This window comes from Streptomyces sp. WMMB 322 (assembly GCF_900090145.1).
Classification (GTDB): domain Bacteria; phylum Actinomycetota; class Actinomycetes; order Streptomycetales; family Streptomycetaceae; genus Streptomyces.
In genome coordinates, this window is record NZ_FMHI01000008.1 from 211,774 (window position 1) to 225,410 (window position 13,637).

Annotated in this window: 15 protein-coding genes; 10 read left to right on the forward strand and 5 right to left on the reverse strand. The window is 70.0% G+C overall.

The window, feature by feature from the left end; all coding sequences use genetic code 11:
- Positions 1–174 precede the first annotated feature (174 nt).
- From H180DRAFT_RS15470 to H180DRAFT_RS15485, 4 genes are read left to right on the forward strand one after another with little or no spacing between them, the layout of a single operon-like run.
- Positions 175–591 carry a roadblock/LC7 domain-containing protein gene (locus H180DRAFT_RS15470; protein ID WP_055486643.1) on the forward strand — a complete coding sequence of 139 codons (417 nt, stop codon included), beginning with the start codon at positions 175–177 and terminating at the stop codon, positions 589–591.
- Positions 592–600: 9 nt separating this feature from the next.
- Positions 601–984 carry a DUF742 domain-containing protein gene (locus H180DRAFT_RS15475; protein WP_055486644.1) on the forward strand — a complete coding sequence of 128 codons (384 nt, stop codon included), beginning with the start codon at positions 601–603 and terminating at the stop codon, positions 982–984.
- Positions 962–1,567 (forward strand): GTP-binding protein, encoded by a 606-nt coding sequence (locus H180DRAFT_RS15480; RefSeq protein ID WP_055486645.1) that lies wholly within the window; start codon positions 962–964, stop codon positions 1,565–1,567. The genes H180DRAFT_RS15475 and H180DRAFT_RS15480 overlap by 23 nt, the downstream gene beginning before the upstream one ends.
- Entirely contained in the window at positions 1,548–2,126 is a 579-nt protein-coding gene (locus H180DRAFT_RS15485) for a GAF domain-containing protein (RefSeq protein WP_055486646.1), read from the forward strand. Before H180DRAFT_RS15480 ends, H180DRAFT_RS15485 begins: the two co-directional genes overlap by 20 nt.
- Positions 2,127–2,197: 71 nt before the next feature.
- Here the strand turns inward: H180DRAFT_RS15485 and H180DRAFT_RS15490 are convergent, their stop codons facing one another.
- A complete protein-coding gene (locus tag H180DRAFT_RS15490) occupies positions 2,198–3,400 on the reverse strand; it encodes an acyl-CoA dehydrogenase family protein (protein ID WP_055486647.1) in 1,203 nt (400 codons plus the stop codon).
- A 683-nt stretch (positions 3,401–4,083) separates the two neighbouring features.
- On the opposite strand from H180DRAFT_RS15490, the gene H180DRAFT_RS15495 reads away from it, so the two are divergent.
- Together H180DRAFT_RS15495 and H180DRAFT_RS15500 are read left to right on the forward strand one after the other, a co-directional pair.
- Positions 4,084–5,025 (forward strand): alpha/beta fold hydrolase, encoded by a 942-nt coding sequence (locus H180DRAFT_RS15495; RefSeq protein ID WP_055486648.1) that lies wholly within the window; start codon positions 4,084–4,086, stop codon positions 5,023–5,025.
- Between the two features lie 34 nt (positions 5,026–5,059).
- Complete coding sequence (locus H180DRAFT_RS15500; protein ID WP_055486649.1) at positions 5,060–5,422, forward strand: MmcQ/YjbR family DNA-binding protein; 363 nt, start codon at positions 5,060–5,062, stop codon at positions 5,420–5,422.
- A 62-nt stretch (positions 5,423–5,484) separates the two neighbouring features.
- Here the strand turns inward: H180DRAFT_RS15500 and H180DRAFT_RS15505 are convergent, their stop codons facing one another.
- Entirely contained in the window at positions 5,485–7,698 is a 2,214-nt protein-coding gene (locus H180DRAFT_RS15505; protein ID WP_055486650.1) for a putative bifunctional diguanylate cyclase/phosphodiesterase, read from the reverse strand.
- Positions 7,695–8,516 carry an SAM-dependent methyltransferase gene (locus H180DRAFT_RS15510; RefSeq protein WP_055486706.1) on the reverse strand — a complete coding sequence of 274 codons (822 nt, stop codon included), beginning with the start codon at positions 8,514–8,516 and terminating at the stop codon, positions 7,695–7,697. Before H180DRAFT_RS15510 ends, H180DRAFT_RS15505 begins: the two co-directional genes overlap by 4 nt.
- Positions 8,517–9,105: 589 nt before the next feature.
- Between H180DRAFT_RS15510 and H180DRAFT_RS15515 the strand changes: the two genes are divergently transcribed.
- The 3 genes from H180DRAFT_RS15515 (at position 9,106) to H180DRAFT_RS15525 (ending at position 10,319) form a co-directional block, all read left to right on the forward strand.
- Positions 9,106–9,306: a DUF2180 family protein gene (locus H180DRAFT_RS15515; protein ID WP_055486651.1), complete on the forward strand. Its 201-nt coding sequence runs from the start codon at positions 9,106–9,108 to the stop codon at positions 9,304–9,306.
- 123 nt (positions 9,307–9,429) lie between these two features.
- A complete protein-coding gene (locus tag H180DRAFT_RS15520; protein ID WP_074466824.1) occupies positions 9,430–9,768 on the forward strand; it encodes a DUF6343 family protein in 339 nt (112 codons plus the stop codon).
- A 50-nt stretch (positions 9,769–9,818) separates the two neighbouring features.
- Positions 9,819–10,319: a hypothetical protein gene (locus H180DRAFT_RS15525; RefSeq protein ID WP_175437776.1), complete on the forward strand. Its 501-nt coding sequence runs from the start codon at positions 9,819–9,821 to the stop codon at positions 10,317–10,319.
- A 124-nt stretch (positions 10,320–10,443) separates the two neighbouring features.
- Here the strand turns inward: H180DRAFT_RS15525 and H180DRAFT_RS15530 are convergent, their stop codons facing one another.
- Complete coding sequence (locus tag H180DRAFT_RS15530) at positions 10,444–11,811, reverse strand: transglycosylase family protein (RefSeq protein WP_055486652.1); 1,368 nt, start codon at positions 11,809–11,811, stop codon at positions 10,444–10,446.
- Positions 11,812–11,982: 171 nt separating this feature from the next.
- Complete coding sequence (locus H180DRAFT_RS15535) at positions 11,983–12,756, reverse strand: DUF6227 family protein (RefSeq protein ID WP_055486653.1); 774 nt, start codon at positions 12,754–12,756, stop codon at positions 11,983–11,985.
- Between the two features lie 195 nt (positions 12,757–12,951).
- Between H180DRAFT_RS15535 and H180DRAFT_RS15540 the strand changes: the two genes are divergently transcribed.
- On the forward strand, positions 12,952–13,596 hold the full coding sequence (locus H180DRAFT_RS15540; protein WP_055486654.1) for a phosphoribosyltransferase: 645 nt from the start codon (positions 12,952–12,954) through the stop codon (positions 13,594–13,596).
- Positions 13,597–13,637 lie beyond the last annotated feature (41 nt).

Sequence of the window (13,637 nt, forward strand, 5' to 3'; positions counted from 1 at the left end):
TGGACTCTCCCAGCCGTTCACCGGCCAGGCGGATCAGATGTCCCCGAGCCCGCGGTCGTACGTACGCAGCACGCGCCGCGGGTCTGATCCCAAGATTCCGACGGACCGGGCCCGCTCGTCGGCCCGGCTCCCGCCCGCTCTGCGGTGCACGCCCTGAAGGAGAAGAACGCGATCATGGTGAGCGAAGCCCCCATCGGCCACACGACAGACCTCTCCTGGCTGCTGACCGGACTTGTCCAGCGCGTGCCCCACACGCGCAGCGCGCTGCTGCTGTCCTCCGACGGCCTGGTGAAGGCAGCGCACGGGCTGGAGACCGACACCGCCGACCATCTGGCGGCGCTCGCCTCCGGGCTGTACTCGCTGGCGCGCAGTGCCGGGGTGCGGTTCGGCGAGGGCGGTGACGTGCGCCAAGTGGTGGTGGAGCTCGACACGTCGCTGCTCTTCGTCTCGACCGCCGGGCAGGGCGCCTGCATCGCCGTGCTCGCCGGGAGCGAGGCCGACGCCGCCGTGCTCGGATACGAGATGGCGATGCTCGTGAAGAGCGTCCGCCCGTATCTGGGCACACCCGCACGGCAGCCGGCCGGCCACTGAGGCGGCTGCATGAGACAAGAGCCTTTAGAAGAGCCGTTGCTGGACGACGACGCGGGACGGCTGGTCCGGCCGTACACCGTCAGCAATGGGCGTACGAAGCCCACTGCTCAGTTCGACCTTCTGACCATGGTGATGGCCACCGGCACCCGGCCGCAGAGCTACCTGGGCCCTGACCACAGCCATGTTCTGAAACTCTGCGGCGGTCCCGTCTCCGTCGCGGAGATCGCCGCACAGATAGCCCAGCCCGCAGTGGTCACCAAGGTGCTGCTGTCCGACCTCGTGGACTGCGGAGCCATCACTTCGCGTTCCCCGGGACGTGCGCCGCTGGGAAACGACCCGACCGATCGAGAATTGCTGGAGGCGGTGCTGGATGGGCTCCGTAGACGACTCTGAGGCGAGCCGTGCCGATCCGTTCCCTACCGCGCTGAAGATCCTTGTGGCCGGCGGTTTCGGCGTCGGCAAGACGACGTTCGTCGGCGCGGTGAGCGAGATCGAGCCGCTCAGTACGGAAGAGCTGCTGACCCAGGTCAGCGCTCCGACCGACAGCCTGGAGGGCGTCGAGAACAAGTCCACCACCACCGTCGCCATGGATTTCGGGCGCCTCACCCTCAGCGCCTCACACGTGCTCTACCTCTTCGGCACGCCGGGCCAGGAGCGCTTCTGGTTCATGTGGAACGAACTGTCCGACGGCGCACTCGGGGCCGTGGTGCTCGCCGACACCAGAAGGCTCGAACACAGCTTCGCGGCCGTGGACTTCTTCGAGCGGCGAGGCATCAGCTTCATCGTCGCGGTCAACGAGTTCGAAAACTCCTACCACTACGAGCCCGAGGAGGTGCGGGCCGCGATCGACCTCAAGCCCGACGTGCCGGTGGTGCTGTGCGACGCCCGGCAGGCCGCGTCCAGCACGCAGGTTCTCGTCTCTCTTGTCCAGCATCTGCTCAACACGAGGAGTTCCCATGGCACCGACACCGTATGACCCCACCAGCCACCTGCTGCTGACCCCCGAGGACGCCGAGGCCCCCAACAGGGTCGTGCGCCTGAGGGAGTTGGGCCTCGGGGAGTCTCCCGTCCCCGAGTTCGACGACTTCGCCCGCCATCTCGCGCGGGTCACCGGCGCGCCCTACGCGATGGTGAACTTCATCGACGAGGACAAGCAGTACTTCGCCGGTCTGTACGCGCCCGGGTCCGACCAGGCCGTCGAGCTGGACTCGTCCTCGAACGCGGGCGGTTCCGTCGGCCGTGTGATGGCACGCGACCACGGCTACTGCCCGCACGTGATCGTGCGGCGCAAGGCCCTGGTGCTGGAGGACGTGTGCGACTATCCGCGTTTCGCCGGCAACCCCGTCGTCGACGAGATCGGTATCCGCTCCTACCTCGGGGCTCCGCTCATAGACCGGACCGGCATGGCTCTCGGCACGGTGTGCGTCGTCGACCAGGAGCCGCGGCCGTGGGGGCGCCAGGGGCTGGAGACCATCAAGTCGATGGCGGCGGACCTCGTGGAGCAGATCCACCGGCGCGAGCACCAGGGGCCCTGAACCCCGTCCCGGCAGGGGGCCGGGTTCGGGCCCCGGGCCCGGCGGACCTCAGGGACGCTGTTTGTGCTCCGTCAGCGGACGGGTTCGGGCTCGCGCCGCACGAGTTCGCTCAGTCGCTGGGACCAGGAGCCCTTGGCCGTGCCGAGGGCGATCTCGCCCAGGCGCAGCCGCTGGATGTCCGAGGTGCCGGCGGGAGCGAAGATGTGGTGTGCGTCGCGCAGATAGCGTTCGACCGGGCGGTCGGTGAAGAGCCCGCACGCAGCGTGGATCTCCATGGCGTCACGCGCCGAGTCCAGGGCGCTCTCCACGTTCACCAGCTTGGCGTTCATCAACTCCGCGTCGCACGGATGCCCTTGGTCGAGCAGGTGCACGGCGTGGTAGGCGGCGAGGCGTGACGTCATCAGCCGCGACTGCATCTGGCCGAGCTTGAGCTTGATGGAGCCGAGCTCGCCGAGTGGTGCGCCGTAGCGCTGCCGCTCGGCGCAGAAAGCGGACGTCTCGTCGAGGATTGCCTGGTGGATGCCGAGGGAGACGGCGGTGAGGTTCGCGCGCCCGTACAGAATGCTGGAGGAGTAGGCGACGGCGAGCCCGTCACCCTCCTCGCCGAGCCGGTTGGCGGCCGGCACGCGGCAGTTGTCGAAGATGAGCTCGCCGAAGCTGAAGCCGTGCAGGCCCATGGCGGGGCGCTGACGGCCGAGCGAGAAGCCGGGGGCGTCTGCCTCCACGAGGAAGGCGGTGAGGCCGCCGGAGCCCTCTCCGGTGCGGGCCACTACGCCGTGCAGGTCGCCCACGTGGGAGTTCCCGACGTAGACCTTGCTGCCGTTGAGGATGTAGTCGTCTCCGTCACGTACGGCGGAGGACGACATTCCGAGGACGTGGCCCCCGGACTCGGGTTCTGTCACGGCTATGGTCGGGAGGCAGTCGCCCGAGGCAATTGCCGGTAGCCAGGTCTTCTTTTGCTCCTCGTTGCCGAAGTGAAGGATCTTGGCCACACCGAGCTGTGAGGCCTGCACCATGGCGCCCATCGCGCCGCTCACCCTGGCCAGTTCCTCGATCACCACCGTCTTGCCGAGGTGACCCACGCCCATGCCTCCGTATCCGGGTGGCACGGTGGCGCCGATCCACCCCTGACGGGCGATCAGACGGGAGAGCCCGACGGATGCGGCACGGGCCTCCTCCATCTCGGCTATTCGGGGCTTGACCTCGGTCTCAGCGAACTCCCGGACCGACTTTCGCAGTTCCTCGTGGTGATGGTCCGTGAAGTAGCGTTGCATGACGAGCCCTTCTCCGCGGGTGGCTCCGCTTCCGGTTGGGCGGAGGTCGTACATCGGCTTTGAACCCGCCCCTGGCATAGACCGTCCGCATTATGCTCCACTGTCGCACCGCCAGTTCAAGATCGTTCAGCCGGTTTGGCTGAAACCCTCCCTACTGCAACCTCAACTGGCTTGTGCAAAGGGGCGCATGGCACCGCTACAGGGGCGGTGCCTGTGGGGGCGCCCCACCAGCATTACCCACCGGCATAGCCTCGCTACCGCTTGCAGCGAGCAATTCCTGCCCAATGGCGGCAAGTCGACACCGAAGAAGACCGGTGAGGGTTCGCGAGGGTGCGCCGTCTATCGTTGAATTCTGTATGTTTTTGCTCCCATTTGAGCGTGTCTCATGGCAGCTCGGAGAGCGTCGGCGCGTTCCGGATCATGCGGCGCGTGCCGCACTCGCGCCATCGCGAGGGCCGTGAAGACGGCGCACGGGCCGACTGAGTGCGCTCGACCCGATGAGGGTGGCTTGAACTGCGCGATGAGTACGGCCAGTACGCCGTGAATGAGACACATGGCTCGGCGGCCGCAGTAGGCGCTCTCATCGCGGGGCGGTGACCTTCACGACACACGAACCGCCGCGTACGGTTACCCTCTGCGAACCGGCCAGGCGGGCGGACCGGGCGAGCGAGGAGGCGGAGACCGTGGGCGGCGTACGGCAGGACCACACGACGGCAGCGGACGGAACCACGATCGCCACGTACACCTGGCTTCCCGACGATGCCGAGGGCGCGGGCAGGGTTCCGCGGGCCCTCGTGCAGATCGCGCACGGCGCGGCCGAACACGCCCAGCGCTACGACCGGTTCGCCCGGTTCCTCGGCCGCTTCGGCTACGCCGTCGTCGCCTCCGACCACCGCGGCCACGGAGCCACCGCCGAGTACACGGGCGGATACGGCGTGGTGGGGGAGAGCGGCTGGCGCGCGACCGTCGAGGACCTCAAGGCCGTCGGCGACCGTGTGCGGGCCGAACTGCCCGACGGCACGCCCTTCGTCTTCTTCGGGCACAGCATGGGCTCGCAACTGGCCCGCGACTACGTCCAGGAGTACGGGGAGGGGGTGGCCGGGCTCGTCCTCTCGGGCACCTTCCGCTCGCTGCCGGGCTGCGAGGCCGGCATGGCGATCCGTCAGCTCGAGCACGAGATCGACAAGGGCGGCCGTGACGCCGTCTCGGACTTCGTGCCCGATCTGTTCAGCTCGTTCAACGACCCGTACCCGCACCGCACCGGGTTCGAATGGCTCTCCCGCGACGAGGACGAAGTCGACGTCTATGCGGGCGACGAGCGCTGCGGGTTCGCCTTCAGCGCGGGACTTTCCCTGGACTGGGTGCTCGGCAGCCGCAAGATCAACGACCCGGCGCAGCTGGCACGGATTCCGCGCGACCTTCCCGTGCACATCGCGGTCGGCGACCAGGACCCCTGCAACCAGGGCATGACCCTCGTCTACGAACTCCTCGAGGACTTCCGGTACGTGGGGATGCGAGAGCTGGACTGGCGGGCGTACGCGGGCGCCCGGCACGAGATCCTCAACGAGACGAACCGCGACGAGGTCCACACCGACCTGCTGCAATGGCTCGACGCGCACGTGTGAGACGTGCGCGGGGCGACCGGAGGGAGCAGCAGAGGTGAACAACAGGGACGGGGAAAGACCAGGGGCGGCGGTATGCGCCGACGACGTCCGCGAAGCGGCGTTGTCGCTCCCCGAGGCGACGGAGAAGCTCGCCTGGGGACAGCCGACGTTCCGCGTCGCGGGCAGAATCTTCGCCTCGCTCGGCGACGACGACACGACGATCGGCGTGAAGTGCCCGAAGGAGGAGCGGGCCGAGCTGATCGCCGCCGAACCCGCGAAGTTCTTCGTCAAGCCGGGTCACGACGACAACTACAGCTTCGTGCGGGTACGTCTGGAAGCACTCGAGGACGTGGACGAGCTCCGCGACATCCTCCTCGACTCCTGGCGGCAGGCGGCGCCCAAGAGGCTGCACGGCTGAACTGCTGCACCACCGGACCCGCGGGCGCGAGCTGACGGGCCTCTCGCCGCCGAGGCCGCCCCTCAGGGAAGGGCCGCGAAGCCCTGCTGGAAGCTGGAGGGCGGCCCCGGACGTGCGTAGTACCAGCCCTGCGCGGTGTCGCAGCCGAGATCCCGCAGCTTCGAGGCCTGGTGCTCGGTCTCCACACCCTCCACGGTCACGGCCAGGCCCAGAGCGTGCGCGAGCGTGACGATTCCCTCGACGAAGGTGACGTCGGCCGGGTCCGCCGGGTGCTGCTGCAGTCCCCGGGTGAAGGAGCGGTCCAGTTTCAGCGTGGTGGCGGGCAGACGGCGCAGGTTGGCGAGGTTGGAGTAACCGGTGCCGAAGTCGTCGAGCGCGATCTCCACGCCGAGTTCGGCGAGCTGGCGCAGCGGCTTGAGCTCGTCCTCGTCGGCGCCGATCAGTGCGCTCTCCGTCACCTCCAGGCAGAGGGAGGAGGGCGCCATGCCGGCGGCCTCCAGCACCGCCACCGTGTCGGGCACCAGATCCGGGTGGTGCAGCTGCCGGGGGGAGAGGTTCACATTGACCCGCAGCGGCCTGCTGACGTCGTCGCCCTTGCCCTTTGCCTTGCTCTTGCCGCCCTGCCCCTTCTTCCTGCCCGCGTTGCGCTCCTCGTGCCACGCGCACGCCTGCCGCACGGCCTGCTCCATCACCCAGCGCCCCAACGGGACGATGAGACCGGTGTGTTCGGCCAGCGGGATGAAGCGGTCCGGGCCCAGCAGCCCGTGCACCGGGTGCTTCCAGCGCACCAGTGCCTCGGCGCCGTCCACATGGCCGTCGCTCATTCGGATCAGCGGCTGGTACTCCAGGAAGAACTCGTCCCGCTCCAGCGCCGCCGGCAGACGGTTGGTGAGGCTGTGCCGGTCTATGGCGCGCGCGTCCGAGTCGGGGTCGGCAAGCTCGTAGCGGTTGCCGCCGGCGTCCTTCGCGCGGTACATGGTGATGTCGGCGCTGCGCATGACCTCTTCGGGGCGCAGCTCGCCGCTCGGCCCCTCGACGATGCCGATGCTCGCCCGTACGGACAGCTCACGTCCGTCGACGCCTATCGGCGTCGCGAGGGCCGCCAGCACCTGCCGGGCGAGCTCCGCGACCTCCTCGGGGCCGGACGGGTCGGTGACGAGCGCGGCGAACTCGTCGCCGCCTATGCGTGCCACGAGGTGACCCGAGCCGGCCGTGCAGGACTGCAGCCGCTCCGCCACCGCGATCAGCAACTGGTCGCCCACGGCGTGTCCCAGGCTGTCGTTGACGGCCTTGAAACCGTCGATGTCGAGATAGCACAGCCCGAAGCGCTTCACGTCGCCGCTGGTCGAGAGCAGCCGGTCGAGCCGTTCCGCGAACAGGGTGCGGTTGGGCAGCCCCGTCAGCTCGTCGTGCGTCGCCTCGTAGCGCAGACGCAGATGCAGCAGCCGGCGCTCGGTGATGTCCTCCAGCAGCGCGAGCTGGTAGCGCGGTTCGCCGTCCGCGTCGCGCAGCAGCGAGACGGTGAGGTTGGTCCACAGGACCGTGCCGTCGGGCCGGTGGTACGGCTTCTCCACGCGGAAGTGGTCGCGCTCGCCCCGTACCAACTGCCGGTGCATGCGCCACACATGAGGAGCGTCGTCCGGGTGCACCCACTCGTTGACGTTCCGCCGCCGCATCTCCTCCTCGGAGCGGCCGAACATCCGGGCAAGCGCACCGTTGGCGTCCCGGATGCGCCCGTCCATGTCGGCGATGGAGATGCCGATGGTGGCGTCGTTGAAGACGGCGCGGAACCGGGTCTCGCTGGCGTGCAGCGCCTCCTCGACGGCGGTCTGGGCCGCAAGCGCCGCCCTGGAGAGGGACTCCTGCTCGCTGAGGGTGCGGTCGCGCAGGGCCTGGGTGAAACCTGCGGCGATGGCGTGCTGGAGGCGGGAGCAGCGGGAGCGCGCCTCGTCGACGTCGAGCGTGCTGTTCTCCGGGTCGCGCCCGTAGAGAACCAGATAGGCGTCGATGACGCCGAGCAGGTGCGGCAGAGCGTCCGGGCTGGTGAAGTGACCGTCTACGAGCGCGACGCCGACCTCACGGCCCACGGCGGGTGTGAAGGGCTGGGCGTGGAGCGCGTCACAGAGGCGCACGGCCAACGGGTGGAGGTAGTCCTCCAGTTCGGCACGCGTCATCGAGGTCTGCGTGACCGGGTAGACGGCGCGGCTCCAGATGGTCGCGAAGCGCCGTAGTCCGTCCTTCTCGAGCCCTTCGGACTCCTGCGGCCCTGGACTCACCCGATGCTTCCCGCCTTGCGGCCCACCCCTGCGTAGCCGCTGAGGAGGAGGGGATCCTCCGCTTCGGGCATGTCCTCGGGACGCCACCGGGGCAGCGGCACCAGCCCCGGTTCGACGAGTTCGAAGCCGTCGAAGAACTGCTTGATCTCCGTGCGGGTGCGGGTGATCAGCGGAGAGCTCGTCTGTCTGTAGACGTCGCGGACTCCCGAGCCGAGGGTGCGCATCGGGCCCTCGTCCGCCGAACTGTGCGACAGCACAAGAATACTGCCGGGTGCGAGCGCGTCCCTGATCTCACCGACGGTCTTCCAGGGCTCGTCCTTGTCCTCGACGAAGTGCAGCAGCGCGACGAGCAGCAGCGCGACGGGCCTCCCGAAGTCCAGGAGCCGTTCCGCTTCCGCACTGCCGAGGATGTCCTGCGGGGAGCGGAAGTCGGCCGAGACCACGTCCGCGAGGTCGTTGCCCTCCAGCACGGCGCGGCTGTGGGCGACCGCCACGGGGTCGTTGTCGACGTAGACGACGCGGGCGGAGGCGTCCGCGGACTGCGCGGCTTCGTGGACGTTGCCGAAGGTGGGAATGCCCGAGCCGATGTCCAGGAACTGGGTGACGCCCTCGCCGATCGCGTAGCGGACGGCGCGGCGCATGAAGGCACGATTCGCCTGCATGATTTTCGGCAGGCCCGGCCAGGCCGCGATGGCGCGTTTCGCCGCTTCCCTGTCCACCTCGAAGTTGTGCGAGCCGCCCAGGTAGTAGTCATACATTCTGGACACGCTCGGCACCGTCAGGTCTATGCCCTGAGGGGCCCAGGCAGGACGCTCCATCTGGGTCTCCAGCTCGTTCCACTCCACGGCCGATTGCCGCTGGGTCATGAGGCTACTGACAGGTGCCGGGCAGTTGGAAGGAATCGGGAACTCTACGGCTTGATCTTGTCCGCTGGTACGGGAGTTTCCGGGGCATAGCACCCCGGCAAGTTACTCCCGGCCGCATGAGGGCCCCGAGAACGGGACGAACTGACCCGCCCCGCACCTGTGTTGGCTTCCGGTTCACCCGGCGGCGCCGGACGCGTCGCACGGATGCATGGCACCGTAACCCGCTTCGGCGTGCGGGCACCCGGGAAGCACGCACCTGCTCGGGTCGAATGCCGTACGGGGCGTTGCGTTCGGCATGCCGGTACCGCGCCCTGACCGGAGCGTGTGCCAACCCGGCGCCTGCCCAGGGCTGTTGAGGGCGCCCGCATCCGGGTCCTGGAGCCGGGCACCGAATCCTTCGCGGCCGGGGGTGGGATCGCGTCACCGATGCGGGGAGCGCCGTACCGGTGGTGCGCCGTTTCCGGGGCGGCAGCGAGGGCAACCCGGCCCGGACGCGGCGGGCCCGCCCGGCTCGCCGCAGACTGCTGAAGGGAGACCGGTCATGAACTGCTACGACTGCCGGGCACTGCAGGAGAACACCGTCGCGGTGGCCGTGTGCGGCCGCTGCGGTGCGGGTCTGTGCATGGACCACGCACACGTGGCGCCGCAGACCGTGCACGAGGCGGCCGGCACGGGCACGTACACGCATACGCCGAATGCCAGGCGTCTCACCTGCGGTGTGTGCCACGAGGCCGAGGTCTGAGCGGAGCCCGGAGCCCGGGGCCCCGGAGCCGGGCCCCGGGGGTGACCGGCGGCCGTGCCTCCCGCGGGCGCTGTGGAGGACACTGGAAGTGGAACCATCCCGGAACGGGAAGAGGCGAGAGAGATGACACTTCGCCGTCCCGGACAGCGGGCCGGCACGCAACGTCCGGAGCCGCCCCAGCCGTTCGAACGGTACTGGCCACGCACGGGGACCGAGCCGGTCACGGCCCGTAGCGCGATGGGCGTCCGGCTGATACTGGCGGTGCTCTTCACGCCCGTCTTCCTGGCCGGAACCGCCCTGTTCTGGTTCTGGGCGACGCAGACGGGCCCCGGTTCGGTGCCGGGCGCCGACTCTCTGTACACACTCACCGCCATCTGCGGGGGTCTGTCGCTGTTCGCCCTCACCGACCTGATCGTCGTGCTGCGGCGCAGGCGCAGGCGGCGTCCGCCAACTTCCGGGTGAGGCCCGACATGGACGTTTTCGACTGGACCACACGGGTACCGCCGGGTGGCATGACTGAGGACGAGGGCCACGACCCGGGGGCGCAGCCGGAGGACGAGGGAATCCCCGACCTCCAGGACGGCTCGCCCGAGGCGGAACTGGCCAACGACCCCCAGCGGGCGCCCGTACCGGGGGACGAGCCCGTGGCCGTGGAGAGCTACGGAACCACTTTCTCCGAGCAGGTCGAGGGCGAATCCCTGGACGACCGCCTGGCCGAGGAGGAGCCCGACGTCGGCGACGAGGGAGCCGAGGAACTGCCCGACGAGCAGGCCGGACAGCTGAGCGACGATCCGCTGTCGTGGCGGGCCGCCAACCAGGACACCTTCTCCACCGCGTCACCGGCGCAGGGGCTGTCGGGGGAGGAGACGGCCATGCACGTCGCGGAGGACGACGATGTCGAACTCGGCCTGGACGTCGAGGACATCGACGAGGCGGCGGAGGGCGTCGACCATCGGCCGCCCCGCCCGGCGGGACCGCAACAGGTGGACCTGAACACCGACGAGACCCAGTGACGGCTGTGGCCGGCACGGCACGCCTGCCGGCGGTCTCCGAGGTGACCGGCGGCGGTGACCAGGAGGCGTTCCGCGTTTCCGGATCACTGCCGAGGGACCTCCGCCCGAGCGGCGGCCGTGGCCGTCACAGACGCACGCCGCGCCCCCGCAGATAGCCGAGGGGATCGATGTCCGTGCCATAGCCCGGGCCCGTACGGATCTCGAAGTGCAGGTGCGGTCCCGTGGAGTTGCCCGTGGAGCCCGAGCGGCCCAGGCGCTGGCCGGGGCTCACGGTCTGGCCCGCCCGCACCGAGATCGCCGAGAGGTGCCCGTACTGGCTGTACCTGCCGTCGCGGTGGCGCAGCACGACCTCGTAGCCGTACGCGTCGGCCCAGCCCGCCGAGACGACCTTGGCGGCCGAGACGGCCTTCACGGTGGTTCCTGTGGGCACGGGGAAGTCGACACCCGTGTGGTGGCCGGAGGACCAGTTGCTGCCCGCCGCCCGGTAGGCCGTGCTGGGGCCGAAGCCGCTGACCGGGGCGGACGCGGCAGGGGATGCGGGCTTCCGTTCCGGTGCCCGGGCCTTCCGCTTCGCTTCGGCCTTCTGCCGCGCGACCGCCTTCGCCTCGGCCCTCGCCTCGGCTTCGGCTCTTGCTTCGGCCTGGGCTTTCGCTTCGGCCTTCGCCTCGCCGCGGTCCTTCCCGGCGGACTGCCCGGACCGCCGGGAGTCCTCGGCGGCTCCGGACGCTGCCCGTGACCGCGCGCCGGAACCGGCCCCGGGCCCGGCTTCCTTCCGGGCCCCCGGCTTCGCCTGCGGCTTGTCCGTACGGTGCGTGCCGTCCAGGTTCAGGCGCTGCCCGGGGAGGATGAGATCCGGGTCGCCGCCGACGGTCTTGCGGTTGCGCTCGTACAGGCCCGGCCAGCCGCCCTTCACCTCGTGTTCCTCCGCGATGGAGGAGAGGCTGTCGCCGCCCACGACCTCGTACGTCGTCGCCTTCTTCGAGCGGTCCGCTCTTGCCTTCTCGGCCCTCCGGGCCCGCTCCGCCTGCTCGGCACCGTCCCCCTGCGCCGCGTGTTCCCCGCTCTCCGCATGCCGCTCGGTGCCCGGCGCCCGTGCCGCCCGTGCCTGTACGTCTGCGGCCGAAAGGCCCGCCCGGGGCCCGCAGTCGGGCCACGCCCCGGGGCCCTGACCCGACAGCACCTTCTCCGCGACGGCGATCTGCTGGCCCTTCGTCGCCAGGTCCGCGCGGGGCGCGTAGGCCCTGCCGCCGTAGGCCTCCCAGGTGCTCTGTGAGAACTGGAGCCCGCCGAAGTAGCCGTTGCCCGTGTTGATTTCCCAGTCCCCGCCGCTCTCGCACGCGGCGACCTTCTGCCAGGCGCCGTCCGGAGCCGCATGCACGAGCTGTGCCCCGACAAGGGGTAACGCGACGCCGGCACCGCCCGCGGTGACCTTGAGCGACGTGCGGGAGAACGTGCCCGTGCGGTTGCGGCGGTGACGTCCACGAGCGGCCATGGCGGGACCTCCGGTCAAGTGGGCGCCCCGTCTTGGGAGTTACGGAGCGTCAGTGAGGTTACGGAGCGCGCCCACGATACGTTCGGCGCCCGGAAAGTCACAAGGGGTCACGACAAGTCGCACAGAGGGACACGGTTGAGCCGTCGCCGGACAGGTCCGGTACCCGGACGGTCAGGAACCGAAGCCGCGGTCACGCACCAGACGGTTCACGGCACGGTCCGCGAACCCCTCTTCCAGGTAGACCTCGCATACCAGCGCTCCCGTGCCGGACAGGTCGTGCTCGACCTCGTACAGGCTGATCTCGGAGCCGTCGGCCAGCAGGAACGCGTGCTCGTAGACCGTGCACCACACGTGCCGCTCGTGGGCCAGCACCTGCGGCCTCGGCACGGGGAGGATCTCGTGGCCGCGGGCCGTCTCCAGCAGCCGAGCGATCTCCTCGCCCGGCCGGTCGGCGTTCTCCGCGCGGCGCAGAAGACGGCGGGCGTGGTCGGGGGAGTCGGTCTCGCTGTACGTGCGCCTGCCGAAGGGATGGTCCGCCGTCAGCAGAAGTTCCACGGGTACGTCACGGGCAGGCCGTGCGTTCCGCGGGCCGTGCGCGGCGGACCGGTGCCCCTGGTGCACCCGCTGCTCCGAGCGGGCCAGCGCCTCCTCGCTCTCGTACACCTCGTGCAGAACACCGCCTCCGGCGGCGTCGTCTCTGTCGTAGCTGAGCTCCCACAGCGACAGGAGATCCCCGTCCGGCAGCAGGAAGACGTGCCGGTGGCTGATGCACCGCAGGCTCGGCGCGGGCGCCTTGCGCTGCCGCCAGCCGTGCAGCTCCACATGGCACAGCAGGGCGTTCTCGACGCTGGCGAGCACGGCGTCGGAGATGTCGAACGGATTCCGGGCCCGCGCCAGCATCTGTCGCACGTGTAGAGCAGGCGTCGGCACTGCTTGCACGCCCATGGCGGAGCCCCTCCCGGCATTCGGCAACGACGACCCCCGCAGCGACACACCGTAGTCCTCCGGGCACGCTCACGGGAGCGGATTCGATGGAATTCCGGTGTCGGAAGGGGAACCTCCGCACCGCGGACTGTGTAGCTTCTCTGAAGACGGGTACCGCGAACGCCACAGCTCCCCGCATCGAGGGAGGAGGCAGTCATGCAGTTCCGTGACCGCCGGGAGGCGGGGAAGGCCCTGGCCGAGAAGCTGACCCGGCAGCAGCACGAGGGACGGCTGCCGGAGCCCGTCGTTCTGGCACTGCCGCGCGGCGGTGTACCCGTCGCCGACGAGATCGCCCGGGCGCTGGGCGCGCCGCTGGACGTCGTCGTAGCCCGCAAGATCGGTGCTCCCTTCCAGCCGGAGCTGGGCGTGGGAGCGGTGGCCGGTGATGCTGCGCCCGTCTACGACCCTGTTCTTCTGGGGGAGTTGGGGCTGAGTGAACGTGACCTGGCGCGGACGGCAGAACGCGAACAGGCCGAGCTGAAGCGGCGGGAGGAAGCCTACCGGCGGGGCCGTGAGCCCCTGGACCTCGCGGGCCGGTCCGCTGTCGTCGTCGACGACGGTGTCGCCACGGGCTCGACCGCGCGCGCCGCGCTGCGTGCCGTGCGGCAGGCCGGTCCCGTACGCACGGTTCTCGCCGCCCCCGTGTGCTCGCGGGAGGCGACGGACCAACTGGCCGGTGAGGCCGACGAGATCGTCTGCGCGTACGTGCCGCCGGCGTTCGGCTCGGTCGGCTTCTGGTACGGGAGTTTCCCGCAGCTGAGCGACAGCGAGGTGCTGGACATCCTGCACGTGACGAGGTGACTCCACTCGCGACGAGCTGAGCAGGAGCTGCTCCGCGAACT